Consider the following 24,263-nt stretch of genomic DNA (forward strand, 5'->3'; position numbering starts at 1 on the left):
ACCTACGCGACGCTCGACCTGGTGGCGGCGGGCGATGATCCTGCGCCCGCCGGGCGTCGTACCACAACCACCGGGTCATCCTCGCCGGGGCCGTCGGTAAGCAGCTCGCCGGCGTAGCCGCCCCCACCGCGAAACCGGGTTCTCGATCGGCATTGTCTTCCGACGGGACCGGCTCGGTGGTCTCTTGCATGAGAACGCCCAGGTCGCAGGTGGGGTGGTGTTGTTCGGCAAGCGCAGGCTTGTCGCTGATCGCTTCGGGTCGGGTTCATGGGTAACTGATCCACTCCAGGAAGAGGGTGTCGTTGTTGCGGATGACGAGCCTCTTCCTGCCGCCTTCGATGCCGTTGGCGGACACGCGGCCACTGTTGTCGAAGTCGCCCACCGCGCTGCACTTGATATCGCCGTGGTCGGACCCGCCGTATCTCTGGAACACCCAGTAGCGGTTCCGGTTCCCCCACTTGATGGTGATGCTCTTCCACATCTCGTCCTGACGGCCGACCCAGGGAGCCCACATGGAACCGGTCCATCGGCGGCCGGCTGGGACAGTGAAATGGATGTCCTGGTTCTCTCCGTCGTTGATCTGTACGACTACTCTCGATCCAGGGCTCTGTCCGTAGGTCATGGCCGATGCCTCGCCCGGCGGCTTCACGGCCCTGATCCGCATCGCCGTGGCTCGCCGGGTCGCATGCGCGGACAGGGTGGCTCCCGATCTCGTGGTGCCACGAATGCCGGGGCGGCCGCGGGCGGGGAGGGGCGGGCGCCGGTCAGCGCGGGATGGTGTCCCGGTGAGTGGCCAGCCACGCGTCGAACGTCTGCAGTCGCGGATCGAGTTCACGCAGTAGCTCGAAGTCGATGAGCTCGGCGATGTCGGGGGCGGCCGCGATCAGGTACTGGAGCATGTTGCCGACCTCGCCCGCGCCCGGGAACCCCGCGGCCCGGATCATGTCGGGGCTGACCGCCTGGTAGGTGACGGGCTCGCCGAGCGCCAGGCTCAGCGCGGCGGCGTACTGCGCGCCGGTGAGCACGTCCCCGGCGACGCTCACCCGCCTGCCGGCCATCCCGTTCCCCTGGTGGAAGATCCCCAGCGCGGTCCTGCCGACGTCCTCCGCGGCCTGCGCGGCCACCCGCGCCTCGCCGAACCCGAGCGGCAGCACCAGCGCGCCCGTCTCGTCACGCCGGGGCGCGAACATGTCCTGGAACGCCTCGTAGTAGACGTTCGCCTGCAGGAAGGTGGTGGGCACGCCCGACTCCAGGAAGAACCGGTCGGCCTCGGCCTTGCCGTCGGCGTGCGGCACCTTGTATGTGCCCTCGAAGCTCGGCGTCCCGTCGTCCGGACGGAAGTAGCCGCGGGTGTCGGACAGCGTGGACCAGACGAAATGCCGGACGCCGGCCTCCCGGCCAGCCCGCGCGGCGTTGCCGGCCTGCTCCCGCTCCTTGGTGGTAGCGGGCCGTGCCCGCTGCTCCTCGGGCGTGCGCGGCTCCCAGAAGTTGGTCACCACGAAGGCGCCGTGTGCGCCGTCGAACGCCCTGCGCAGGCTGCCCGCGTCGTCGAGATCGGCCCCCACGACCTCGGCCCCCAGGGCGGCCAGCTCCCTGGCCCGCGCCGAACCCGGATCCCGGGTCAGGGCTCGCACGGCGAACCGCCCGCCGCGGTCGTCGAGGATCGCGCGGACCAGCCCGCCTCCTTGCGCTCCGGTCGCGCCCACCACGGCGATGATCTGCTGCTCGCTCACAGACACAGTCCTCTCAGCTGTTCAGGTTGATGCATCAACCCGGCCACCATACAGCGCCAGGTTGATACGTCAAGCGACCGGTAGGGTGGGCGTCATGGGATGGGAGCAGGACATCGGCGAGGCCGACCGGATGTGGCGCACGTACATCGAGATGGCCAAGCACCTCGGCTCTCACCTGCAGCAGCACCTGCAGCGCGAGTGCGACCTGTCCGCGGCCGACTTCGAGGTGCTGGTCCGGCTCACGGAGTCGGAGCGGCGGGAGATGCCCGTCGCGGAGGTGGCCGCCGCGACCCAGTGGGAGAAGAGCCGCCTGTCCCACCAGCTCACCCGGATGGCGCAGCGCGGGCTGGTCGAGCGGGTGGACTCCGACGACCGCCGATATCCCGACGTGCGGCTCACCGACAAGGGCTGCGCGGCGATCGACAAGGCCGTCCCCGAGCACACCGAGCTGGTGCACGCCCTGTTCATCGACGTGCTGGGCCCCGAGCGGCTGGCCGGTTTCGCGCAGGCCTGCGCCGACGTGCTCCGCGCGCTCGACGAGCACCGGGAGCGGGACTGCTCGTTGTGACCACGCTCCCGCGCCGGGGCATGGGCGAGAAACGAGGGTGCCGGGCCTTCGCCGGGGCGCGTGTACGGCACTGGCGGGGGCCGTTTCCGCGGCCCGGCGAAGGCGTCCGACATGGGTCGTGATCCGTTGTGGTGATCAGCAGGCACTGTGCCGCCGACGGTCAGCTTGCGATGGCTTTCCAGGTCCAGGTGAGCCCGTAGGACGCGCTCAGCGCCAGCAGACCCGGGCCGACAGCGCCGAGGTTGAGGAAGCGGCCTTGCGCGTCGTACTGGCCCACCGTCGTCAGTGGTGAGGCGTGCCTGTCGGCCGGTGGGGTGCAGAACATGTAGCCGCCGTCATTGGGACGGAATTCGTTCAGCGTGAGCAGGTTGCCGTCGCCGACCGCGGGGTTGGTGGCCGTCGAATTGACATACAGTCCCTTGTGGACCAGGTAGTAGCAGTAATAATCCGCGGTCTTGTCGGCGTAGATGGGCATGAATTCTTCTTCGGAATCGTCGCTGTCGGGTTCGAGCGCCACCGGCGTGCCCGGTTCCGGATCGGAGTCCTGTACGGTCATGGCCGATCCCGCGCCGGTGACGATCTCATCGACGTCCAGCGCCTCGTTCTCGGCGTCCTGGAGGAACCAGCGTTGGTCGGGATCGAATTCGTCGGCGAGGTCACGACCCACCAGTTCTTCGCCGTCAGCGCGATCCAGGGCGGTCAACGCCTGGCCGGTGGCCTTGTTCAGCAATATCCAGGTGCCGTCTCCCATGTCGAGCAATCGCCACAGCTGGGAGTCGCCCTCGTCGGAGCCCTGGAGAATCGCCGGCGCGTCGGCGAGTCCGGATTCCTGGCCCAGATAGGTACGCGTGAGGCTGTGCAGGACGCGATAGTGTCCCGGGTCGTCACCGGCGGCCAGGAACCGGAAATTGTGCGCGCTCTGCTCGGACCGGGCGAACGTCCTGGTCTTGAGGCGACTGCTGCCGGGCCGCGTCCCCGCGCCCGAAGGGTAGGGGGAACGGGTGCTGGAGGCGCTTCTGAGATTCTGCGTCGTTCGCGGAACGGCCTTCGCCTGCCGCGCCGGTTGGGACGTCGTGCACCGCGGGTCCTCGGTGAGATAGGAGAAGTCGTATTCGACGGGAAGGTGGTCCGACATTTCGAAGTCGGTCATCGGCGTCCCGAACCCGTACCCCCTGTAGAGCGCCGGGGTGACGCCGTTCCGGGTGACGGCGTAGTCGATGGTGCGTCCCGTGACGGGCCGGGTGGGTCCGCTGGAGGGCAGTACGTCGAACTGAGGGGCGTCGCCGCCGAGGGCGTTCAGCAGTCCCGCCTGCCCGTAGACCTCCATGTTGTAGTCGCCGAGGACCACCCAGCGCAGCGGCTGTCCGTTCGGGCCGGCGTTCTCCATACGACTCCTGATGTTCCTCAGCATCGTGACGTTGTCCGTGCCGCCTGCTGCGGCCCCGTGCCAGGTGAAGTAGACGACCCCGCAATAGTTGACGCCGAGCGCGGGACGGGACTTGCCCTCGTGAACGCCGTTCCGGGTCGCTCCGGGGACGACGAATATCTCGTCCCTGCGGACACTTCTCCGCGTCCAGACGGCCAGATTGATCTTCTCCGGGTTGCCGGAACCGGTGTCGACGTTCGTGTTCAGCCAGTAGAGGTAACCTCCGCCGCGGCCTCCACTGGTCCGGCTGAGCCAGATCTCCTCGACGGGAGGCGCGTTCGTGCTGCCGTCGCGCATCCTCTTGACGTAGTCGGCCTGCGCGATCGTGTCCTTGCTCCAATAGTGCCGGTCGGCGGGATAGCCGGTCTCCTGCAGGGCCAGGATGTCGTTCTCCCTGGGAGGACTCTCCCGGGTGTGCAAAGCGGGCAGCGCGGTCGCGTACCTGTCGCCCCGCTGCGGCGAGGACGCGCCGGCCATGTTCCAGGTGGCCGCCTTGATCTCGACGAGCTCCGGGTCACGTGGGGGGAGCTCGCCGCCGGCGTCGCGGAGGAACAGCGACTGCCGGTGTCCGACGTCGAGGGCGGCCACTCCGTTGCCCTGGTAGTTCAGGGTCTCTTGTCCGGTCCAGTCGGTGATCGCCTGCCCGTTCTGGCTCAGGGGCAGGAACGCGTGTGGGTCGGAGCCGTCCGATCCGAACTGGAAGGCGGTGCCGGCCTGGGCGCCGTACGGCCGGTACGGCTCGAACGGGCCGCCGGCGGTGGTCTGCTTGCTCAGCGTGTTGTCGTAGAAGACGTTCTGCGGTCCGGAGGAGCCGGCCCACTTGCCCGCCTTGGGCCCGGCCGCCCACCAGATCGGATACCAGGTGCCCGCGTCCATCTCGCCGCCCTCGCCACCGCAGTTGGCGGAGCAACTGGCCGAGCGGTGCTCGTAGGGGACTCGCACCGTGTTCTGCTCGAACAGGTTGTCGTGCTCCCAGCCGCCGTGCAGGTTCAGGTCGGAGTCGAGGTCGTTGCGGAAGGCGACGTTGCCGCCCGCCGACCACTGGAAGGTGAAGTGGCGCAGGTCGCGGCTGAGGTTGTGCGCCCACAACGAGTCCCACACGCGGCTGCCACGCAGGTAACCGTTGCCGCCCTTGCCCTTGTTCCAGGCGCCGTCGAAGCTGTTGCGCTCGATCTGCAGGTTGCGCGCCACCTCGGTGACGATCGGGTGCGAGCCGGTCATCGTGGCCTTGAGCCCGCGCGCCCAGCTGTTCGCCGCCCACTTGAACACGATGCCGTGCATGGCGTACTCGGGCGCCAGGTTGCCGTAGTTGTGCACGGCCTGCTCGGGAGTGAGCGAGTACGTCTCCTGGCCGCCGATCTTCGGCAGGCCGTTCATGTCCTGGGTGAAGGAGAAGTCCTCGAACCCGACACCCTCGACCACCTTCAGCGGCGTGACCTTGCTGGCGTACGGGGTGCCGTTGCCGTTCAGCGGTTCGGAGCCGTCCGATTCGGAGTTCACCGGCAGGTCCCACCTCAGCGGCCGGTCCAGCGTGATGGTCTTGGCCGTGGCGTCCATGCGGCTGAGCCGGAACATCTCCTGCCGCATGTGGAGCGCCTCGATCATGCTCTGCTCGGTGATGCCCTGCTGCGCGTAGAACTTCCTGCTGTTGGCCGCGCCCACCCAGACATAGCCGCCGGGCCTGAACCTGGTCATGTCGGCCTTCGCGTCCAGCCGCACGACCGTGCCTCCCGCTCGTGCCGAGAAGCCCGGGTCATCGGCCGCGGCGGCCACCTTGAAGCCGGAGACCCAGTGCTGGTTGACGCTGCCCTCGTAGAGGTCCTTGCGCATGGGCAGGCTGGAGGCCAGCTCCCAGTCGTCCTTGTACCGGGTCGCCACCTCCCGGGTCTGGACGCGGAACATGCCACGCCCAGGCCAGATCCAGCCACCGTTGCCGATGTCGGGGGCGGTGCCGGCAATCATGCTCTCCTGGTCCCACCGGCCGTTGATCACCTGGTCGTAGCGGGTCTGGAGGCCCGGCCTGAACACCAGCCTGGTGCCGCCGTCGCCGGAGCCCTTGCCGCGTACGATCAGAAATCCCGCGTCTACGTAGATCTGCCGGGTGATGTCGATCCGGCCTGCCGGGAGCTCGATGAGCGAGAGCCGGTTGAAGTTGGCGTTCGGCGAGCAGTCGCTCTTGATGTGGTCGATCGCCTTCTGCAGTCCGGCGGTGTCGTCGGTCCCGTCGTCCGCCGTCACCCCGTAGGAGGAGGCGAGCTTCTCCGGCGAGATACGGCAGGAGGCGTCGTCGGTCAGATCCGCATCGCCCTCAGGCAGCTCCTGGCCGCCTCGGTACCCGGCGCGTGACCAGTCCGGCAGTCCGGCCGGCGGGGCCGTGCGGTTGTCGTGACTCAGGTCAGGGCCGGACGCCCCAGGCCCGGCCCACGGCGGGTCCTCCGCCGTGGCAGGTGCGGTCACGGACGTCGGGGAGGCGGACGCCCCCCACGCCGCCGAGGTGATGCCCGGCGACGACAACGAGAGCAGCAGGACGCACACCATGGCCGCCGCTGGTCGGACCATTCTCACGTGATCTCTCCGAGAAGGACGCGGACGCCGGGATCCGGCGCCGGTGACGATGACGATGTCCGGCTGAGCGTTCGCCGGCTTCACCACTGCGGGGCCGACGGCGTGGGCATCGCCGCGAAGTCGTAGACCTTCTTCCACAGCACGCCGCTCTTGCCGCCGGCCGAACCGTTGATGACGTAGTAGAGATCGGTACCGGCCACCACGGCCAGCGGGGTTCTGCCGGGTGAGAGCGCGAAGCTGTTCTCCTCGTAGTAGCCGCTCCACCCGCCGTCGCGCGAGATCATGTAACTGCCGATGGTGTTGTCACGGTCCTCGGTGATGGTGATGACGCCGTAGCCGCTTCGGGAGAGCGCGACGGACGGGCCGTTCCTCGTGTAGCCCGGGGTGCCTGTCGCATAGACCCGGAACGGATTCGTCCAGTTGCCGGTCCCGTACCGCTGCCGCGACATGTACACGTAGTTGTCGGTGCCCGTGAAGGCGAGCACGACCTGGTTCCAGGGAGCGGGGTCGGCGCTGGTGCCCACCTGGGCGGCCAGTCCCGGCGCGTCCTTGCTCCGCGCGCCCGGCACGACGCTGGGCGAGCTGTAGGTGCCGGTGTCGCCGTTGTAGTACATCGTCCAGATGTCGTCGGTGGACTGGCTGTTCCAGGCGAGCATGAAGGAGTTGCCGGGGAGCGCGGCAGCCGCCACGGGCTCGGTGTCGGTGGTGCGCGTGTCGTTGGGGATCCTGGTCCAGCTGGGCAGGGTGGCGGGTAGCTGGTAGCTCGGGCTGAGCTGGACGCGGTGCTGGTAGACGTGGCCCTCGGTGCCGGTGTGGAAGATCCGGAAGTTGCCGCGGCCCCCGTCGTCCGTCCAGATCACCCGCGGAGGCGTCCATGTCTGCGCGTTGGGCAGCGAGTACGCGGGCCCGTTGTTCAACGAGATCCAGATGGAGTCGTTGTCCGCGCCGCGCCAGGCGTGCAGGATGTTGCCGCGGTCGTCGCGCGCCTCTCCCGGAGTGGACCTGCTGGTGATCTGACCGCCGGCGTAGGTCACCGGCTGCCAGTTGGACCCCTCACCGGGGAAGCCCCAGGAGCTGATCGAGGCGCCGCCGTCGTCGGCCGAGGCCGGCGCCGTCATTCCACCGGCGGCGGCGATCAGCGACACGGCCGCGATGAGCAGCCTCTTCTTGACGAACATCTCTTCTCCCGCATCGTCTCTCGAATCGACGGCCATCGCGCCGTTGGCCCGGCGGTGACTCATGGACCGTCGTTACAGAGACAAAGTGCGGGCGGCCGCTCGTGACATGACGCTCGTCACATCACCATCCCGCTCGCGGACGACGGCGGGCCGCGGATCCTCAGGCCGTGAGCGCCGCGCCTTCGAGCAGCGTGGTGCGGATCTGCTTGCGTGACGAGATGCCGAGCTTCGCGAAGACCTTGCGCAGGTGCCATTCGACGGTGTGCGGGCTGATGAAGAGCTGAGCGCCGATCTCGGGGTTCGTCAGCCCGTCGCCGGCCAGGCGCGCTATCTGCGCCTCCTGGGCGGTGAGAGTCGCGCGTGCCTCGACGGTGCGCTTGCGTACCGTCTCACCGGTGGCCTGGAGCTCGCGCCGGGCGCGTTCCGCGAACGCCTCGGCCCCCATGTCGCCGAGCAGCTCGTATGCGATGCCCAACTGCTCGCGTGCGTCGAGGCGGCGGTTCTCCCGGCGCAGCCACTCGCCGTAGAGCAGCCGGGTGCGGGCGAGCGTCGTCCGGACCTCGGTGCGGCCGAGCCGCTCGATCGCCTCGCGGTAGAGAACGTCGGCGTCCGCTCCGTCGCTCACCTGGGCCCGTACGCACGCCGAGGTCCCGAGGGCCCAGTCGGTGCCGCTGGCTCGGGCCATCTCGTCGAGGCGCCAGGCGACCTCGGCCGCCCGAGCGGGCCTCCCGCTCCGGACGGCGGCCTCGACGAGTTCGACCGTGGACCTGATGGCCGTCCCGCCGAGCTCCTGCGGGTGCTCGAAGGCTCGCTCGGCGGCGACGTACGCCTCCTCGTACCGGCCGAGGCCGTTGCAGAGCACCGCACTCGCCCATTGGGTGGCGGTCACCACCTTGCCTTCTCCCTGGATGGCCGGGTCCCGCATGATCGCTGCGCTCACCTGACGCGTCGCGGCCTCCCGGCCTCTCCACGGTTCGAGTACCAGGGCCGCGTACTGGGCCAGGTAGCGGCTGCCCGTCACCTCGCCGATCGTCACCGCCTCGGCGACCAGCGCGTCGGCCAGGGCGAACTCACCGGCGAGGACCCTGTTCGACACGAGCATGTGGAGGGCGGAGGGCAGCACCGACAGTGCGCCCGCCTCGCGTGCCAGATCGACCAGTCTCGCGGAGAGCACCGACCAACTGTCGAAGTCCCAGACGTTATGGGCCATCCGGGACGCGAACGGCAGCCAGCCAAGGCCCTGTTCCCTGGAGACCCCTTCGGCGCGGAAGGACTCCAGAGCCCGCAGCACCATCGGCACGCCCGCGGCGGAACCCTCGGTGAGCGCCACGCCCACGCCGTTCAGGAGCAGGTCGTTGCGCTCGGGCGGCGGCCCCGGCGGTGCGGCGAGCAGCGCCTCGGCGATGTCCACCACCTGGGCGCCGCTCGGCAGCCGGCCCGCGTTCATGGCCGCGTTCAACGTGTCGCGGTAGGTCTCGCGGGCCAGCCCGGCGTCCAGCGGCGCCAGGCGCTCACCGGCTCTGAGCAGCAGCGGGAAGGCGGAACCGGCGCTCCTGGAGGCGAACGCGATCTGACCGCGCAGCAGGTCCGCCTGGGCGAGTTCGTGTTCGTCCAGAGTGCTGAGTTCGGCTGCGTCCAGCAGTTCGAGCGCGGCGTCGTACCCGCCGGCCTGGTACTTGGCCCGTGCCGCCGCCAAGGCCCTGGCGCCGCGGCGCGCAGGATCGGGGGTCAGCTCGGCTGCCCGCTCGTGGAACGCCGCCGCCGCGGCGACTCCGCCGCGCGCCTGCGCCCGATCCGCCGAGCGCTCCAACTCGGCGGCCACCGTCTCGTCGGGGCCGGCCGTCGCGTTGGCGAGGTGCCACGCCCGGCGATCGGGGTCCGCGCGGGGATCGGTCGCGTCGGCCAGCGCGCGGTGGACGTCCTGCCGGTCCTGCGGGGACGCGACGCGGTAGGCCGCCGAGCGCATGAGGGGATGGCGGAAACGCACCCGCGTACCGATGGCGATCAGCCCCGCCGCCTCGGCCGGCGACGCGGCGGAGACCTCGATGCCCAGCAACTCCGCCGCGCGAGTCAGCAGGGTCACATCCCCGACCGGCTCGGCCGCCGCGATGAGCAGCAGCCGCTGTGTCTCGGCCGGCAACGACCGGACGCGCCGCAGGAAGCCCTGCTCGATCTGACTGGCCAGCGGTCGCGCGTCGGGCCGCCCGAATCCACCCGCCAGCTCCGCCGGCGCCAGCCCCCGGGGCAGTTCGAGCAGGGCCAGCGGGTTTCCCTGCGTCTCGACGACGATCCGGTCCCGGACCTGCTCGTCGAGTCGTCCAGGAGTCACGGAGTCCAGCAGGGCGCGGGCGTCGCTGTCGCTCAACCGTCCCACGTCGAGCTGGGGCAGCCCTTTCAGCTCCGGTCCGAGGTGGTGCTCGCGCACCGCGAACACCAGCCCGATCGGCTCCGCGAGCAGGCGCCGCGCGACGAAGGCGAGGGTCTGCGCGGAGACCTGGTCGAGCCACTGCGCGTCATCGACGAGGCAGACCAGCGGCCCTTTCTCGGCCACGTCGGCGAGCAGGCTGAGCACCGCGAGCCCGACCAGGAAGCGGTCCGGAGGAGTTCCCGCGCTCAGGCCGAACGCCGTCCCGAGCGCGTCGCGTTGCGGGCCCGGCAGGCGACCCAGATGCTCCAGGAACGGCGAGCACAGCTGATGCAGCCCGCCGAAGGCCAGCTCCATCTCGGATTCCACGCCGGTCGCTCTGCTGATCCGGCAGCCGGACGCGCTGTCCCGCGCGTACTCCAGCAGCGCCGTCTTGCCGATGCCGGCCTCGCCGCGCAGAACCAGGACCGAGCTGTGGCCGTCCTGCACCGTCGCCACGAGCTGATCCAGCGTCTCGCACTCCGGCTGCCGCCCGCGAAGTTGCGACCCGGGACCTCTGCTTGCCATGGCACTGCCCCCGACGATCATCTGTTCGTTGCCCCATGACCGCTGAACATGGGGAGAAACCGGCGCTACATCCTAGATGGAGACGTAACCTACCGTTCTGCCATTAAGCCCAGCAATCTGCTGGTGACACCGGCCGCAGGGTGAGCCGGGTGGTCGCGGAGCATCCCACGGTCCGAAGCGCCTCCGCTGCCCCGACGCCCGCCACGGTGCGGGCCAGGGTAGCGACCACGGTGTTCCCAGGGCGCGATGGAGCAGCACGGGCAGCGACCGTGATCGCAGTGGCATCACCGGATGCCAGCTGTCGAACGGAGCCGCCATCGTGACCATGAGCCTGTTGGAGTCGTGCGAAGGCCACGCGGAGCAGACCCATGACCGGTCGATCACACATGGGGACGGAGACGATCCGGCGTTCGTCAGCGCCGCGCCCCGGCTTCTCACGATCGGCCTGCGCGTCCTGCAGGACGTGGGCGAAGCCGAGGACGTGGTGCAGGAGACGTGGCTGCGTTGGGCCCGTGCCGATCGGTCGGTCGTCATCAGCCCGCCGGCGTTCCTCGCGCTGACCACCACGAGGCTCGCCATCAACGTCGCCCGGTCCGCCCGCAGGCGCCGAGAGACCTCCGCCGGCTCCTGGCTCCCCGAGACGGCTGACCTCGCCGCCGGGCCCGAGACGGCGGCCGAACGACGAGAGGCGGTCGACACCGCGATCCGGCTGCTGCTGGAGAGGCTGACACCCGCCGAACGAGCCGTCTATCTCCTGCGCACGGCCTTCGACTACCCCTACCGCCAGATCTCCGAGCTCCTCCACCTCGGCGAAGACCATGCGCGGCAACTCCTGCGACGCGCGCGCAACCACCTCGCCACCGGGCGACGCCACCAGGTGAGCACCACCGCGCACCGGCGCCTCGTACGGACGTTCGTCGCCGCCGCCCAGTCCGGCGACCTCGCCGAGCTGGAAGAAGTGCTCGCCGCCGACATCGTCCGCTGAGTTTGATCGCATTTGCAGCGATCTGTCACAGATCACGACGCCGTCCGGTCTTTCGGGGTGAATCGGACGCCGAAAAAGCGACAGGAGCGTGAGCGTGCCCTCGACCATGACCACCATCCGGATCCGGGTCAGGATGAGCTCACGGCCCGTCGACGAGCCGCATCGCGCGTCGAGCCAGCTCGAGCTCCTCTTCGATCTCACCTTCGTGGTCGCGGTCGCGGCCGTCACGGCGCAGTTCGCGCACGTCATCGCCGAAGGTCATGGCCTGACCGGGCTGGTCCCGTTCCTCCAGGTGTTCTTCGCCATCTGGTGGGCGTGGATGAACTTCACCTGGTTCGCCTCGTCGTACGACACCGACGACGTTCCCTACCGGCTGCTGACCATGGTGCAGATGGCGGGGGTGCTGGTCCTCGCCGTCGGCGTGCCCGCCGCGGCCGGCCACTCCGACTACGGGGTCATCACCCTGGGCTACCTCATCATGAGGATCGGGCTCGTCGCCCAATGGCTGAGGGCCGCGTTCGAAGACCCGGCGAGCCGCCGTACGGGGCTCCGCTACGCCGCGGGCATAGGTCTGGCCGAGCTGGGCTGGTTGCTCCGGCTCGCTCTCCTGGACGCCGGCCTCCTGCCGGCCTCACTCCAGCTGCCGTTCTTCGCCTGCCTGGTCGCCCTGGAGCTGGCGGTGCCGTGGTGGGCGGAGCGGGTCAGGGCGACCACCTGGCACCCGCAGCACATCGCCGAGCGCTACGGCCTGTTCACGATCATTCTGCTGGGCGAGAGTGTCCTGGCCGCGAGCAGAGGGGTCGAAGGGGCGCTCGAAGCGGCTCCCCTCGTCGTCATCGCCGGATCCGGCCTCGTCCTGCTGTTCGCTCTGTGGTGGCTGTACTTCCTGGTCGAGGCAGGGGAGGGGCTCAGCGAGCGGCGTCACCGGTCGTACTGGTGGGGGTACGGCCACTTCGGCATCTTCGCCGCGCTGGCGGCCCTCGGCGCCGGGCTGGAGGTGGCGGTGGAGCAGAGCGGGCGCCAGGTGGCGGCATCGCCGATGGCGATCGGCTACGCGGTCGCCGTCCCGGTCGGGGTGTATCTCATCCTGCTCCGGGCGGTGCATGCGCTGGTCGACGCGGACTCCGTCGTCCCCCGCACTGCCGTGGCAGGGTGCGTCGGCGCCGTCGTGTTGTCGCCGCTCGCGGCGCCGTGGATCGGGGTGGCCGCCGTGGTCGCGCTGATCGCGGCGGCCTGCGTCGCGCTGGTCGCCGTCGCCATCTGGGCGGCACGTAGCTGAAGGAGCATCATGCACGCGTCAGAGAACAGAATCGCCACGTCCGTCCTGGTCATCGGGACGGGAGGGGCCGGGCTGCGGGCGGCCGTCGAACTCGCCGAGCGCGGGGTGGATGTCCTCGCGGTCGGCAAACGGCCGAAGGCGGACGCACACACCTCGCTCGCGGCAGGCGGCATCAACGCGGCCCTCGCCACGATGGACCCCGAGGACACCTGGCAGCAGCACGCGGCCGACACTCTCAAGGAGAGTTACCTGCTGGCCAACCCCGAGACGGTGCGCATCGTCACCGAGGGGGCCGCGCGTGGCATCGAGGACCTCGTGCGGTACGGCATGCCGTTCGCACGCGAGCGGGACGGGCGGATCTCCCAGCGCTTCTTCGGCGCCCACACCTTCCGGCGCACCTCGTACGCGGGGGACTACACCGGACTGGAGATCCAGCGCACGCTGATCAACCGGGCGGCCCAGCTCGACGTCCGCGTCCTCGACACGGTGTACATCACGCGGATTCTCGTGCGCGACAACGCGGTCTTCGGCGCGTACGGGTTCGACCTGACCGACGGCAGCCGCTACGTCATCCATGCCGATGCGGTGATCCTGGCCGCGGGCGGGCACACCAGGATCTGGCGGCGCACCTCCTCCCGGCGTGATGAGAACACCGGCGACTCCTTCCGCCTGGCCGTCCTGGCCGGCTGCCGCATCCGCGACCCCGAGCTGGTGCAGTTCCACCCCTCTGGTCTCATCGCGCCGGAGAACGCGGCGGGCACGCTCGTCTCCGAGGCGGCACGGGGCGAGGGCGGGGTCCTGCGCAACCGGCTCGGCGAGCGGTTCATGTCCCGGTATGACCCGGAGCGGATGGAGTTGTCCACGCGCGATCGGGTCGCGCTGGCCGCGTACACAGAGATCAAGGAAGGTCGCGGCACCCCGGACGGCGGCGTGTGGCTGGACGTGTCGCATCTGCCGCGCGAGACGATCATGACGCGGCTGCCGCGCGTCTACCAGACGCTCCTGGAGCTGCAGATGCTCGACATCACCAAGGAGCCGATCGAGGTCGCGCCGACCGCGCACTACTCGATGGGCGGGGTCTGGGTACGTCCCGAGGACCACGGCACGGACGTCGACGGCCTGTACGCGATCGGGGAGGCGGCCAGCGGCCTGCACGGCGCCAACCGCCTGGGCGGCAACTCCCTCATCGAGCTGCTCGTCTTCGGCCGCATCGTCGGCCGGGCGGCGGCGGAGTATTCCGCGGGTCTCGGCGCGCAGCGACGCTCCGCCGAGGCGTTCGCCGCGGCGCGGCAGGAAGTGGACGAGCTCCTGTCCGCCGACGGCCCGGAGAACGTGCGGTCGCTGCAGCGAGCGCTCCGCGACATCATGACGGAGCACGCCGGAGTGGTACGCGACGAGGGCGGCCTGCGAAAAGGCCTCGCCGAGCTGGCAGGGGTCGAGGCGCGCATCAGCGGGATGGGCGTGCACCCGGACATCGCCGGCTTCCAGGACCTGGCCCATGCCTTCGATCTGAAGTCCGCGGCGCTCGCCGCGCACGCGACCATCGAAACCGCGATCGAGCGCCGCGAGACCCGCGGCTGCCACAACCGCTCCGACTACCCGGAACTCGACCCCGCACTGCAGGTCAACCTCGTGTGGTCCGGCCCCGGATCGGTGGAGCGGGAGAGCATCCCGCCGATTCCCGCCGAGATCGCGGCGCTCATGCGCGAGGTCTCAACCGTGGGAAAGCTCGTCGAATAGCCGGATCTTGTCACAAATGCCGTGGCTGCCCTGTCTTAGCTGGCGGTTCGGGGTCCGGCCAATCCTGATCGAGTCGATGCCCGCCAGATCGCCGTATAGATCCCTTGGAGGAGACATGAGCACCCCGAACGGTGAGAACGAGTTCCTGTACGAGCTCCACGTCGAGATCGAGGAGGAGCTGATCATCGCCGAGGCCAGCCACCCGGAGGAGGAGGTGGGGCAGCCGGTCACCGAGTGGCTGTACGACCCGACGGACGTCGATCGCGAGAAGATCGCTCTGCGGGGCCTGCGCGACGCGGTCGAGGTGCTGGAAGGCGGCTCGCGGCCGGGTGACGACGTTGCCTGAGCCGCGGATCGGCACGCTCGGCAGCCTCCGTGAGCACCTGCAGTGGGCGATCGAGCTGGAGCACGCGACGCTGCCGCCGTACCTGACTGCGCTGTACTCCCTCGACCCGGAGCGCAACCCGGCGGCCGTCGAGGTGGTGAGCAGCGTCTTCGTGGAGGAGATGCTGCACTTGGCGCTGGCGGCGAACCTGCTCAACGCCGTCGGCGGCACGCCGCGGCTCGACACGCCCGAGATGCTGCCGCCGCACCCGCGCAAGTTGCCCCACGGCGATCTGGAGGTGTCGCTGGTGCCGTTCGGCGCGGAGGCGCTGGAGATGTTCCTGCGCCTGGAACAGCCCGCGCCGCCCGGCGCGCCGCCGGAGGACGACGGCTACGAGACCATCGGGCAGTTCTACGCCGCGATCGAGCAGGGGTTGCGCCATCTGTGCGGAACGCTCGGCGAGAAGGAGGTGTTCTGCGGCGACCCGGCCCGGCAGGTGAGCGGCGCCCACTTCCGTCACACCGGCGGCAGACTCGTCGCCGTCACCGACCTCGCCTCCGCACTGGACGCGCTTGAGGAGATCGTCGAGCAGGGGGAGGGCACCGCCCGCGGCGAGGTCTGGGACGGTGACCAGGACGAGGTCGCCCATTACTACCGCTTCATGGAGCTGAAGCTCGGCCGCCGCTACCGGCGCGGGGACACCCCTGAGTCCGGACCCACCGGTGAAGAGCTCTCGGTGGATCTCACCGGGGTGTTCCCCATGACGCCCGACCCTGCGGACCGCGCCGCGCAGGAGGAGTTCGACCACACCTACTGCGCCATCCTCCATCTGCTGGAGCTGGCCTTCAACGGCAGCCCCAGGATGCTCGCCGTCGCCACCGGGGAGATGTACGCGCTCAAGGCCCAGGCGCAGGGGCTGATGCGGCGGGGCGGCCTCACCTTCGAGTACGTCCCGCCTGAGCTGCGCCGCTGGAGCGCGGGCGACCACCAGCGGATCGTCGTGCTCCGGGACGGGCCGTACGTCGTGTACGGTCGCGTCCCCCTGCGGCGCAAGCGGAAGATCGTCTCCGCCGAGCAGAAGAACGCGCTCACCTGGAGGACCGGCGAGCTGCTGGAGACCGAGGAAACCTATGCGCTGTGCCGCTGCGGCCGTTCGGGCGCCAAGCCGTTCTGCGACGGGACTCACGCCGTGATCGGTTTCGACGGCACGGAGGCCGCGCCGATGCGGCCCTACCAGGAGTTGCAGCACGTGCACGACGGCGTCGGCATCTCCGCGCGGCGGGTGGGCGAGCTGTGCGTGCACGCCGCCTTCTGCATCGGCCGGACCAGGCCCATCGCCAAGATGCTCGACGACACCGCCGACAGCGACGTGCGCTCCGCCGTCATGGGCCGCATCGATCACTGCCCCTCCGGGTCCTACAGCTATGCCCTCGAACGTGGCGGCGAGACGATCGAGGCCGACCTCCCGCGCGCCGTCTCGGTGCTGGAGGAGGAGGACGGCCTGGCCGGCGCGCTGTGGGTGACCGGTGGAATCCCCGTCACCCGATCGGACGGCCTACCGCTGGAGACCAGGAACCGGATGACGCTGTGTCGTTGCGGTCACTCCGGCAACAAACCGCTCTGCGACGGCACCCATCGCGAGATCGGCTTTCACGAGTGAACAACCAGAGAGGCAATCCCATGAACCAACCAGTCGTTCTCCTCGTCCACGGCGCCTTCGCCGAGTCGGCCGGCTGGAACCGCGTCATCCAGCGCCTGCGCGGCCACCAGCTCACCACGGTCGCCGTGGCCAACCCGCTGCGCTTCATGGCCGAGCGCGCGGACTCGCGCGGCACCCGCGAGGTCGCCGGCGCCTCCCACGCGCTCGCGGCCTCCCGGCCCGACGCCGTGACAGCGACTATCCTCGACGCGGCGGACCGCGTGCGAGGCTGACGAACCCCTGTTCAGGCCGACGGGCGAATCGATGTGGGGCACATGAACACGGAATCCCTGGAACAGGCGGAGGCTCTCGATCGGGCGGCGTCCGCCTTCATCGAGCTGCGCCCGCGGCTGTTCGGCATCGCCTACCGGATGCTGGGCAGCGCGGCCGAGGCCGAGGACATCGTCCAGGAGGTGTGGCTGCGCTGGCAGGACACCGACCGCGAGACCATCGAGAACCCGCCGGCCTTCCTGGCGCTGGTCACCACCCGGCTGGCCATCAACCTGGCGAAGTCGGCGCGCGTGCGGCGGGAGTCCTACATCGGCCCCTGGCTGCCGGAACCCGTGGACACCAGTCTTGACCCCACTGTCGGCGCCGAACGCGGCGAAGCGCTGGAGCTGGCCTTTCTGCTCCTGCTGGAGAGGCTCAATCCCACCGAGCGCGCCGCCTACGTCCTGCGCGAGGCCTTCGACTACCCCTATCCGCAGATAGCGGAGATCCTGCGGCTCACCCCGGTCAATGTCAGGCAGATCGTGAGCCGTGCCCGCAGGCGCGTGACCGCCGTCCGCCACGAGCCCATCGACAGGCTCCAGCACCGGCGCCTCCTGGAGACGTTCCTCGACGCCGCCCAGACGGGAAATGTCGGCGCCCTGGAGAAGCTCTTCGCCGCCGATGTCGTCAGCTCCTCCGACGGCGACGGCATCAGGGGATCGGCCAAGTTCCCCGTGCTGGGCAACGAGCGGGTGGCCAGGTTCGTGGCCGCGTTCTCGCCGCGGTTCTGGCCGGGCACCGCCGTCACGTGGGTCGAGATGAACGGGCTGCCAGGCGTGCTCGTCACCCGGGACGGCAGCGGCGTCGCCCTGCTCGCCATCGAGGCCTCCCAGGAGGGGATCCACCACCTGCTGTGGATTCTCAACCCGGCCAAGATCGAGGCCTTCGAGCGGTCTCGCAGCCGCTGTGTCACAACGTAACGGGCTGTCCGGTCTTATCTGCCAACGATGAAGGAGGCGGCAGATCATGACCGAGGCGGGCGCCGAGTCGCTGGCGGAGATGCTCGACGAACGGCAGCACCTGCTCGAGATCGCTCTGTGCATGTTCGGCTCGGACACCACGGCCGACCACGTCGTCCAGGAGACCTATCGCCGCTGGTACGCCCTCGACGAGGAGGAGCGCGCCGCCATCGCGGTGCCGCGCGCCTGGCTGACGCGGACAGCGGGAAGCATCTGCCTGGAGCTCGTCGCCGACCCCGACCCCGACCCCGACCACGTGCCCGGCGGCCGGGCGACGCGGGCCCAGCCCGTGCCGTACCCCGCCTCGCACCAGGCCGGGTACGGCCCGGAGATGCTCGCCAGGCACGAGCGGGTGGCCCGCCGGTTCGCCGCGGCCTGCCAGGCGGGCGACACCGAGGCGCTGCGGGAAGTCCTGGCCGCCGACGCGACCGTCGTCAGCGATGGCGGCGGCAAGGTGCGCGTCGCCGTACGGCCGACTTACGGTGCGGACGCGGTCGCGCGGGTCGTCACGGCGTTGCTGATCGATCAGCCAGGCACCGAGCCGGCCATCGGATCGGTGAACGGCAGGACGGGGCTCGTGCTGCGGCGGGCGGGCAAGGCCGTGGCCGTGGTCAGCGTGAGCGTGGCCGGGGCCGAGGTCACGGCGGTGTGGATCATCCTGAACCCCGACAAACTCCAGCATTGGCACTGAAGGGCATACCGGTGCCCGACCAGATCCTCTCCACTGACACGACAACGACGGGGTGGAATTCAGCCCGCTCTACTCCACGCGCGTCGCCGTGACCGCCGGCAGCTCTTCCCCCGGGCGGGCCAGCGGCCACGCAGGTCACCACGCACCTCCGGCACGCCTGCACCAAGCTCGGGATCAGCACGCTCCTCCTCGAACACGAGGCCGCCTGTCACAACCGAGGGGGGTTGCCTTGTCTTAGCTGACGACAGGGGCGCACCACAGCGTCCAGAGAGCCAGAAGGGTGCCAGCAATGAAAATCGTGGTGATCGGCGGGACCGGGCTCATCGGGTCGAAGCTGGTGAAGAAGCTGGGCGAGCACGGCCACGAGGCCGTGGCCGCGTCGCCGAACACCGGCGTCGACACGTTGACCGGGGAAGGTCTGGCCGAGGTGCTGAAGGGCGCCGAGGTCGTGATCGACGTGTCGAACTCGCCCTCGTTCGAGCGCGAGGCCGTCATGAAGTTCTTCCGGACCTCCACCGGCAACCTGCTGGCGGCCGAGGCGGCCGCGGGGGTAGGCCATCACGTGGCGGTGTCGATCGTGGGGACCGAGCGGATGCCGGAGAACGGCTACTTCGCGGCGAAGATCGCCCAGGAGCAGCTGATCGAGAAGTCGGGGATCCCGTTCTCGCTGGTGCACTCCACCCAGTTCTTCGAGTTCGCCCGCGGCATCGCCGACGAGGGCACGATCGACGGCAAGGTGCACATCGCGCCGGTGCTGTTCCAGCCGATCGCGGGCGACGACGTGGCCCAGGCGGTCGGCAGGACCGCGGTGGGGACGCCGCTGAACGGCCGGATCGAGATCGCCGGACCGACCCAGTACAAGATGGACGAGTTCTTCCGCAAGGCGCTGGCCGCCTGGGGCGACACCCGCGAGGTCGTCGTCGACCCGCAGGCGCGCTACTTCGGCAGCGTGCTCGGCGAGCGGTCGCTGGTGCCCGCTGACGGCGCGCAGCTCGGCACCATCACCTACAAGGACTGGCTCGACCAGTCCGACGCGAAGTAGGGCGGGGCGATGGACAAGCCGCGATCGACCGCGTGGCAGACGGCGTTGACCGTGCTGCAGGAGGCGCAGCCTCCGTTCATCCCCGAGGGCGCGCACGCGATGACCGTGGTCATCGAGTACCCGCCCGGAGACCCCGGCGCGCCGCCGCATCGCCACCCGGGTCCCGCCTTCGGCGTCGTTCTCGACGGCGAGATGCTGATGGAGCTGGAAGGAGAGCCGGAGCGGGTGATCCGCGCCGGCGAGGCGTTCTGGGAGCCGGGTGGCGACGTCATCCACTACCAGGACGGCAACAATCGCGACGATGTCCCGGTACGGTTCACGGTCACCATGCTGTGCGAGCCGGGCAGGCCGATGTTCACGCTGGTGGAAGAGGCCGAGCTGGCCCAGCGCAAGGACCGCCGCGCGCCACGCCCGTCCTGAACCCCGGCGAAGTATCCGCAGCGTGACGGCACCGGCTGCCGTCGTCGCTGCCTGATCCCAGGATCGAACCAGGCCGCCGGCCCACCGGCCGGCGGCCCGATCCGCCATGCCAACAACCCGAGGTTTGACACGAATGAACCATGAACGACCGGTTCGGATCGGCACGCTCGGCAGCCTGCGTGAGCACCTGCAGTGGGCGATCGAGCTGGAGCACGCGACGCTGCCGCCGTACCTGACTGCGCTGTACTCCCTCGACCCGGAGCGCAACCCGGCGGCCGTCGAGGTGGTGAGCGGCGTCTTCGTGGAGGAGATGCTGCACTTGGCGCTGGCGGCGAACCTGCTCAACGCCGTCGGCGGCACGCCGCGGCTCGACACGCCCGAGATGCTGCCGCCGCACCCGCGCAAGTTGCCCCACGGCGATCTGGAGGTGTCGCTGGTGCCGTTCGGCGCGGAGGCGCTGGAGATGTTCCTGCGCCTGGAACAGCCCGCGCCGCCCGGCGCGCCGCCGGAGGACGACGGCTACGAGACCATCGGGCAGTTCTACGCCGCGATCGAGCAGGGGTTGCGCCATCTGTGCAAAACGCTCGGCGAGAAGGAGGTGTTCTGCGGCGACCCGGCCCGGCAGGTGAGCGGCGCCCACTTCCGTCACACTGCCGGATCGTTGTTCGCCGTCGAGGATCTGGAGTCCGCGCTCGGCGCGCTGAAGGAGATCGTCGAGCAGGGGGAGGGCAGCGCCCGCGGCGAGGTCTGGGACGGCGACCAGGACGTCCTCCACCCCGAGCGGAAAGAGGTCGCCCACTACTACCGCTTTCAGGAGCTCAAGCTCGGCCGCCGTTACCAGCGGGGCGACACCCCGAAGACCGGCCCGACCGGGGAGAAGGTCGGCGTCGACCCGGACGGCGTGCTGCCGATGACACCCGACCCGCGGCCCGCCGAGCCGGGCAGTGCCGTACGGGCGGCGCAGGATCTGTTCGACACCACCTACAGCACCCTGCTGAACCTGCTGGAGCAGGCATTCAACGGCGACCCGAAGCGGCTCACGGACGCCACCCGCACCATGTTCACGCTCAGGGCCCAGGCGCAGGCCCTGATGGCGCTGCCCGGCGGCGCCGGTCCCACCTTCGCCTACGTGCCGCCCGAAGCACGCGGCTGATCCAGGAAACCTCTCCGCTGCCGCGTGGGCGGCGGAGAGGACAGGAGTCACCGGGTTCGCGTGACCAGCTCGCCGATCTCGGGGAGGACGGCGTCCGCGACCGTGATCTTCCGCTGGATGAGCCCGTTGGCGTGGAACAGGTCGGCGGCGTGCTGCTGCTCGGCGACGAACTCCGCGCTGACCGGGTGCAGCCCCCACGGGCGGGTGCGCAGCGCGTGCTCCCACGCGTCGAGGTCGCCGTCGAACAGGGCCGCGGCCTCGCGCGGGTGCTCCTCCGTCCAGTTGTCCGCCCGTTGCAGCGCGGTGACGATCCTGGCCAGCTCCTCCGGCCGTTCCTGGGCGAAGTCGCGGCGGGTGAACCAGAGTGAGCGGTGGCTGAACAGGCCCTCGGTCTCCACCAGCGTCCGGGTGCGCGACTCGACCGGCGTCAGGTACGGGTAGGAGCCCACCCAGGCGTCCACGTCGCCGTTCACCAGCAGCTCGGCGGCGTTGCCGTAGGCGTCCACCGGGACGATGTCGCCCCACCCGAGCCCGGCCCGCTCCAGCGCCAGCAGCAGCAGGGTGGTCTGCCAGGAGCCGTGCCCGAGCGCCACCCGCCTGCCCTTCAGCTCCGCCACCGAGCTGATCGGGGAGTCGTCCCGCACCACCAGGCGGCCGTTCTCGACCCGCGGCCCCGAGATCGCCACGTACACGATGTCGTGCCCCTTGGCCTGGGCGGTGACCGGGGGCGTGGAGCCGGTGCCGATGAAGTCGTATCCGCCGTCGAACAGGTGGTCGCCGTGTGCGGACGGCAGGGCCCGGGTGGGATCGACGCGCTCGTCCCGGCCGAGGGCGTTCAGGTCCACCCATTCGACGCCGGGCAGCAGGTCGCGGTGGCGGGCCACCCAGAGCGTGTTGTTCTGCGGGAAGAAGCCGACCTTGGTGGTCATCAGGAGCGTCCTTTCAGTAGTGGCAAAACGTGGCGGCCCACGCGGCGGGCCTCTTCGAGATGGGGGATCCCGGCCAGGATGAGGGCGTCCACCCCGAGGTCCAGCAGCCGGTCGAGGCGGTCGGCGACCTGGTGGTAGTCGCCGACCAGGCCGAAGGCCGGGCCGTCGCGCAGTTGGCTGAACCCGCCCCACACGTGGGGGGCGACCTCCAGGGCGCGGGGGTCGTCACCGGCTCCGGCGAGGAAGGCGCGGCTGCGTCGCACGCCGACGGAGTCGCCCTCGCCGGCGTCGCTCTCGCGCGGCCGGGCCCGCCAGCCGGCCTCGATCTCCGCCCACGCCTCCTCCTCGCTCTCCCGGGCCAGCAGGTCCACCCGCACGGCGAACCGGGGCGGCGTGGCACTGTGCGCGCGCACCGCGTCGAACTTCTCCTCCAGCGCCTCGAACGGCTCCAGCCAGGACAGGTAGTAGTCGGCGTGCCGTCCGGCGGCATCGATGGCGGCGGGGGAGGAGCCGGAGAAGAAGATCTCGGGGAACGGCTGCCCGGCCAGCTCCTCCGGCAGCCCGGCGTTCTCCACCTGGTAGAAGCGGCCACGGTGGGTGTGCCCGCCCTGCCAGACTCCCTTGAGCACGTCCAGGAACTCCGAGGTGCGGGCGTAGCGGTCGTCGTGGTCCACCTTGTCGCCCCACCACAGCTGCGCCGGGCCGCCGCCGCCGGAGATGACGTTGTAGACGATCCGGCCGCCGGTGGCCCGTTGCAGCGTGGCCGTCATCCGGGCGGCCTGGACGGGGTGCAGGAAGCCGGGCTGGAAGGCCACCATGAAGCGGTACGACGTGGTCTCGCGGGCCAGCGTCGCGGCGGCGGCCCACGGGTCGTCGGTGTGCGGGAAGTTCGGCAGCAGCCCGCCGGTGAAGCCGCTGTCTTCAGCGGCCCTGGCGACCTCGGCCATGTAGTCGGCGTGGCTGTAGCCGTCGTCCCGGCCGTCCCTGGTGCCGGGGGCGGTGCCGCCGGGGGCGAAACCGCCTCGGCTGCGGACGCGGCGGCGCAGCGAGGGCTGGTCGCCCTCCATGTGAATGCGCCAGTAGATGTCAACGGTCAACAGACCGCTCCTTCACGTGCTCGCCGAGGCGGTAGACGTCCTCGGTCTGGAGGAAGAACTCGGTGACGCCGAGCGCGGCGTACTCGTCGGCGGCCTCGATCGAGGGCAGGTGCACGCCGTAGCGCAGGCCGGGCAGCTCGGGGACGAGGGCCGCCAGGTCGTCACCGGCCACGAAGACGTGCACGTCGGCGTGGCGGCGCGACAGCTCCAGGGCCTCGGGCGAGACGCCCGACAGGTGCACCTCGGGGAAGGGCGGGGACGACAGCGGCGCGCCGAAGCCGCCCTTGACCACCTCGTAGAAGTCCCCGGCGAAGTCGAACGGGCCGCCGCCCCAGACGCCCTTGGCCACGGTGAGGAACTCGTCGGCGCGGGCGAACCGGGCGGCGCCGGTCAGGAAGTCGCCCTGCGCCCTGGCCACGGTCGGGTCCAGATCCACCGCGAGCCGCCAGCCGAGCCGTCCGGCGGAGAAACGCTGCAGGGACGCCGAGAGCTTGGCCGCGTAGACCGGGGTGGCCACGGCCGGGTGGAACTCGGCCACGACCCGCAGGTGGCGGGTGCGGCGCAGGGCGTTGGCGGCGACGGCGAGAGATTCCTGGCCTGCGGGGTCGAAGGGCGAGAGCGCGCCCGCCCACCCGGACAGGTCCGCGGCCACGGCGGCCCGCCCGGCGGGGTCGGTGAGCGCCGGCCGCACGTCGGTGACGAAGGCCGGCAGCTTGGCGGGGGCGGGGCTCGTGGTGGGCAGGACCAGGTGGAAGCGCGCGGTGCGGTGCGCCGTCATGCCGCCGCCCCCAGCGGGACCTCTTCCAGCAGGGCGTCGATGCGCGGGAGCAGCTCCCCGGCCAGCGGCTCGATCTGGCTGTCCAGCACGAACAGGCCGCGCGTGACGTGCCGCGCGCCGAGCACGCTCAGCACCGGGCGCAGGGCGTAGTCCACGGCCAGCAGGTGGCCGGGGGTGCCGCCGGTGGCGATCGGCACCACCGTCTTGCCGGCGAACGCGCCCTGCGGCAGGACGTCCAGGAACGCCTTCAGCAGGCCGGTGTAGGACGCCTTGTAGATCGGGGTGGCGACGACGATCGTGTCGGCCGCGGCCACCTGCGCGGTGGCGTGGGCCAGCTCGGGATGGGCGGTGTCGCCGCGCAACAGGGCCTCGGCGGGGAGGTCACGAAGGCGCAGTACGGTGGCGGGCCGGTCCAGCCGCCCGGCCAGGTGGTCGAGCAGGCGTACGGTGCGCGAGGCGGCCGATGGGCTGCCGGAGATGAGCAGGACGGACAT

General features: G+C 70.5%; 21 protein-coding genes. 12 read left to right on the top strand and 9 right to left on the bottom strand.

Annotated elements, in window-relative coordinates; genetic code table 11:
• Nucleotides 1-265: 265 nt before the first annotated feature.
• Complete coding sequence (locus ABZ815_RS20830; protein ID WP_357700159.1) at nucleotides 266-514, bottom strand: hypothetical protein; 249 nt, start codon at nucleotides 512-514, stop codon at nucleotides 266-268.
• 250 nt (nucleotides 515-764) lie between these two features.
• Complete coding sequence (locus ABZ815_RS20835; protein WP_357700161.1) at nucleotides 765-1,733, bottom strand: NmrA/HSCARG family protein; 969 nt, start codon at nucleotides 1,731-1,733, stop codon at nucleotides 765-767.
• A gap of 94 nt (nucleotides 1,734-1,827) precedes the next feature.
• Between ABZ815_RS20835 and ABZ815_RS20840 the strand changes: the two genes are divergently transcribed.
• Nucleotides 1,828-2,301: a MarR family transcriptional regulator gene (locus ABZ815_RS20840; RefSeq protein WP_357700163.1), complete on the top strand. Its 474-nt coding sequence runs from the start codon at nucleotides 1,828-1,830 to the stop codon at nucleotides 2,299-2,301.
• 160 nt (nucleotides 2,302-2,461) lie between these two features.
• Here ABZ815_RS20840 and ABZ815_RS20845 read toward each other — a convergent pair whose 3' ends face one another.
• From ABZ815_RS20845 to ABZ815_RS20855, 3 genes are all read right to left on the bottom strand, one after another.
• A complete protein-coding gene (locus tag ABZ815_RS20845) occupies nucleotides 2,462-6,286 on the bottom strand; it encodes a hypothetical protein (protein ID WP_357700165.1) in 3,825 nt (1,274 codons plus the stop codon).
• Nucleotides 6,287-6,372: 86 nt separating this feature from the next.
• Nucleotides 6,373-7,470, bottom strand: a complete 1,098-nt coding sequence (locus ABZ815_RS20850; RefSeq protein WP_357700167.1) for a hypothetical protein — start codon at nucleotides 7,468-7,470, stop codon at nucleotides 6,373-6,375.
• Between the two features lie 160 nt (nucleotides 7,471-7,630).
• Nucleotides 7,631-10,402: an AAA family ATPase gene (locus ABZ815_RS20855; RefSeq protein ID WP_357700169.1), complete on the bottom strand. Its 2,772-nt coding sequence runs from the start codon at nucleotides 10,400-10,402 to the stop codon at nucleotides 7,631-7,633.
• A gap of 325 nt (nucleotides 10,403-10,727) precedes the next feature.
• Between ABZ815_RS20855 and ABZ815_RS20860 the strand changes: the two genes are divergently transcribed.
• From ABZ815_RS20860 to ABZ815_RS20910, 11 genes are all read left to right on the top strand, one after another.
• Entirely contained in the window at nucleotides 10,728-11,387 is a 660-nt protein-coding gene (locus ABZ815_RS20860; protein WP_357700171.1) for a sigma-70 family RNA polymerase sigma factor, read from the top strand.
• A 94-nt stretch (nucleotides 11,388-11,481) separates the two neighbouring features.
• Nucleotides 11,482-12,666, top strand: a complete 1,185-nt coding sequence (locus ABZ815_RS20865; RefSeq protein ID WP_357700173.1) for a low temperature requirement protein A — start codon at nucleotides 11,482-11,484, stop codon at nucleotides 12,664-12,666.
• A 9-nt stretch (nucleotides 12,667-12,675) separates the two neighbouring features.
• On the top strand, nucleotides 12,676-14,406 hold the full coding sequence (locus ABZ815_RS20870) for an FAD-dependent oxidoreductase (protein ID WP_357700174.1): 1,731 nt from the start codon (nucleotides 12,676-12,678) through the stop codon (nucleotides 14,404-14,406).
• 115 nt (nucleotides 14,407-14,521) lie between these two features.
• Nucleotides 14,522-14,752: a hypothetical protein gene (locus ABZ815_RS20875; RefSeq protein ID WP_357700177.1), complete on the top strand. Its 231-nt coding sequence runs from the start codon at nucleotides 14,522-14,524 to the stop codon at nucleotides 14,750-14,752.
• Nucleotides 14,736-16,391: a ferritin-like domain-containing protein gene (locus ABZ815_RS20880; protein WP_357700179.1), complete on the top strand. Its 1,656-nt coding sequence runs from the start codon at nucleotides 14,736-14,738 to the stop codon at nucleotides 16,389-16,391. Before ABZ815_RS20875 ends, ABZ815_RS20880 begins: the two co-directional genes overlap by 17 nt.
• A gap of 20 nt (nucleotides 16,392-16,411) precedes the next feature.
• Nucleotides 16,412-16,663 carry a hypothetical protein gene (locus ABZ815_RS20885; protein WP_357700181.1) on the top strand — a complete coding sequence of 84 codons (252 nt, stop codon included), beginning with the start codon at nucleotides 16,412-16,414 and terminating at the stop codon, nucleotides 16,661-16,663.
• Between the two features lie 42 nt (nucleotides 16,664-16,705).
• The gene (locus ABZ815_RS20890) at nucleotides 16,706-17,620 is read left to right on the top strand and encodes an RNA polymerase sigma-70 factor (protein WP_357700183.1); all 915 of its coding nucleotides are present in this window, start codon (nucleotides 16,706-16,708) and stop codon (nucleotides 17,618-17,620) included.
• A gap of 46 nt (nucleotides 17,621-17,666) precedes the next feature.
• A complete protein-coding gene (locus tag ABZ815_RS20895; protein ID WP_357700185.1) occupies nucleotides 17,667-18,350 on the top strand; it encodes a hypothetical protein in 684 nt (227 codons plus the stop codon).
• 289 nt (nucleotides 18,351-18,639) lie between these two features.
• The gene (locus ABZ815_RS20900; RefSeq protein WP_357700187.1) at nucleotides 18,640-19,392 is read left to right on the top strand and encodes an SDR family oxidoreductase; all 753 of its coding nucleotides are present in this window, start codon (nucleotides 18,640-18,642) and stop codon (nucleotides 19,390-19,392) included.
• A 9-nt stretch (nucleotides 19,393-19,401) separates the two neighbouring features.
• Nucleotides 19,402-19,812 carry a cupin domain-containing protein gene (locus ABZ815_RS20905; protein WP_357700189.1) on the top strand — a complete coding sequence of 137 codons (411 nt, stop codon included), beginning with the start codon at nucleotides 19,402-19,404 and terminating at the stop codon, nucleotides 19,810-19,812.
• Nucleotides 19,813-19,945: 133 nt separating this feature from the next.
• Nucleotides 19,946-20,965, top strand: a complete 1,020-nt coding sequence (locus tag ABZ815_RS20910) for a ferritin-like protein (RefSeq protein ID WP_357700190.1) — start codon at nucleotides 19,946-19,948, stop codon at nucleotides 20,963-20,965.
• Nucleotides 20,966-21,012: 47 nt separating this feature from the next.
• Here the strand turns inward: ABZ815_RS20910 and ABZ815_RS20915 are convergent, their stop codons facing one another.
• From ABZ815_RS20915 to ssuE, 4 genes are read right to left on the bottom strand one after another with little or no spacing between them, the layout of a single operon-like run.
• Entirely contained in the window at nucleotides 21,013-21,894 is an 882-nt protein-coding gene (locus ABZ815_RS20915) for an ABC transporter substrate-binding protein (protein ID WP_357700192.1), read from the bottom strand.
• Nucleotides 21,894-22,991 (bottom strand): LLM class flavin-dependent oxidoreductase, encoded by a 1,098-nt coding sequence (locus ABZ815_RS20920; RefSeq protein WP_352356221.1) that lies wholly within the window; start codon nucleotides 22,989-22,991, stop codon nucleotides 21,894-21,896. The genes ABZ815_RS20915 and ABZ815_RS20920 overlap by 1 nt, the downstream gene beginning before the upstream one ends.
• Nucleotides 22,981-23,769, bottom strand: a complete 789-nt coding sequence (locus ABZ815_RS20925; protein WP_357700195.1) for an LLM class flavin-dependent oxidoreductase — start codon at nucleotides 23,767-23,769, stop codon at nucleotides 22,981-22,983. The genes ABZ815_RS20920 and ABZ815_RS20925 overlap by 11 nt, the downstream gene beginning before the upstream one ends.
• On the bottom strand, nucleotides 23,766-24,263 hold the full coding sequence (ssuE, locus tag ABZ815_RS20930; protein ID WP_357700197.1) for an NADPH-dependent FMN reductase: 498 nt from the start codon (nucleotides 24,261-24,263) through the stop codon (nucleotides 23,766-23,768). The genes ABZ815_RS20925 and ssuE overlap by 4 nt, the downstream gene beginning before the upstream one ends.

The organism is Nonomuraea sp. NPDC047529 (assembly GCF_040642995.1).
Classification (GTDB): domain Bacteria; phylum Actinomycetota; class Actinomycetes; order Streptosporangiales; family Streptosporangiaceae; genus Nonomuraea.

Bases quoted from the DNA above. Each gene is read 5' to 3' on its own strand.
- ABZ815_RS20905 (WP_357700189.1), top strand. From the start codon at position 19,402: ATGGACAAGCCGCGATCGACCGCGTGGCAGACGGCGTTGACCGTGCTG.
- ABZ815_RS20910 (WP_357700190.1), top strand. From the start codon at position 19,946: ATGAACCATGAACGACCGGTTCGGATCGGCACGCTCGGCAGCCTGCGT.
- ABZ815_RS20840 (WP_357700163.1), top strand. From the start codon at position 1,828: ATGGGATGGGAGCAGGACATCGGCGAGGCCGACCGGATGTGGCGCACG.
- ABZ815_RS20915 (WP_357700192.1), bottom strand. From the start codon at position 21,894: ATGACCACCAAGGTCGGCTTCTTCCCGCAGAACAACACGCTCTGGGTG.
- ABZ815_RS20925 (WP_357700195.1), bottom strand. From the start codon at position 23,769: ATGACGGCGCACCGCACCGCGCGCTTCCACCTGGTCCTGCCCACCACG.
- ABZ815_RS20890 (WP_357700183.1), top strand. From the start codon at position 16,706: ATGAACACGGAATCCCTGGAACAGGCGGAGGCTCTCGATCGGGCGGCG.
- ABZ815_RS20875 (WP_357700177.1), top strand. From the start codon at position 14,522: ATGAGCACCCCGAACGGTGAGAACGAGTTCCTGTACGAGCTCCACGTC.
- ABZ815_RS20885 (WP_357700181.1), top strand. From the start codon at position 16,412: ATGAACCAACCAGTCGTTCTCCTCGTCCACGGCGCCTTCGCCGAGTCG.
- ssuE (WP_357700197.1), bottom strand. From the start codon at position 24,263: ATGTCCGTCCTGCTCATCTCCGGCAGCCCATCGGCCGCCTCGCGCACC.
- ABZ815_RS20870 (WP_357700174.1), top strand. From the start codon at position 12,676: ATGCACGCGTCAGAGAACAGAATCGCCACGTCCGTCCTGGTCATCGGG.
- ABZ815_RS20845 (WP_357700165.1), bottom strand. From the start codon at position 6,286: ATGGTCCGACCAGCGGCGGCCATGGTGTGCGTCCTGCTGCTCTCGTTG.
- ABZ815_RS20860 (WP_357700171.1), top strand. From the start codon at position 10,728: ATGAGCCTGTTGGAGTCGTGCGAAGGCCACGCGGAGCAGACCCATGAC.
- ABZ815_RS20900 (WP_357700187.1), top strand. From the start codon at position 18,640: ATGAAAATCGTGGTGATCGGCGGGACCGGGCTCATCGGGTCGAAGCTG.
- ABZ815_RS20830 (WP_357700159.1), bottom strand. From the start codon at position 514: ATGTGGGCTCCCTGGGTCGGCCGTCAGGACGAGATGTGGAAGAGCATC.
- ABZ815_RS20895 (WP_357700185.1), top strand. From the start codon at position 17,667: ATGACCGAGGCGGGCGCCGAGTCGCTGGCGGAGATGCTCGACGAACGG.
- ABZ815_RS20855 (WP_357700169.1), bottom strand. From the start codon at position 10,402: ATGGCAAGCAGAGGTCCCGGGTCGCAACTTCGCGGGCGGCAGCCGGAG.
- ABZ815_RS20850 (WP_357700167.1), bottom strand. From the start codon at position 7,470: ATGTTCGTCAAGAAGAGGCTGCTCATCGCGGCCGTGTCGCTGATCGCC.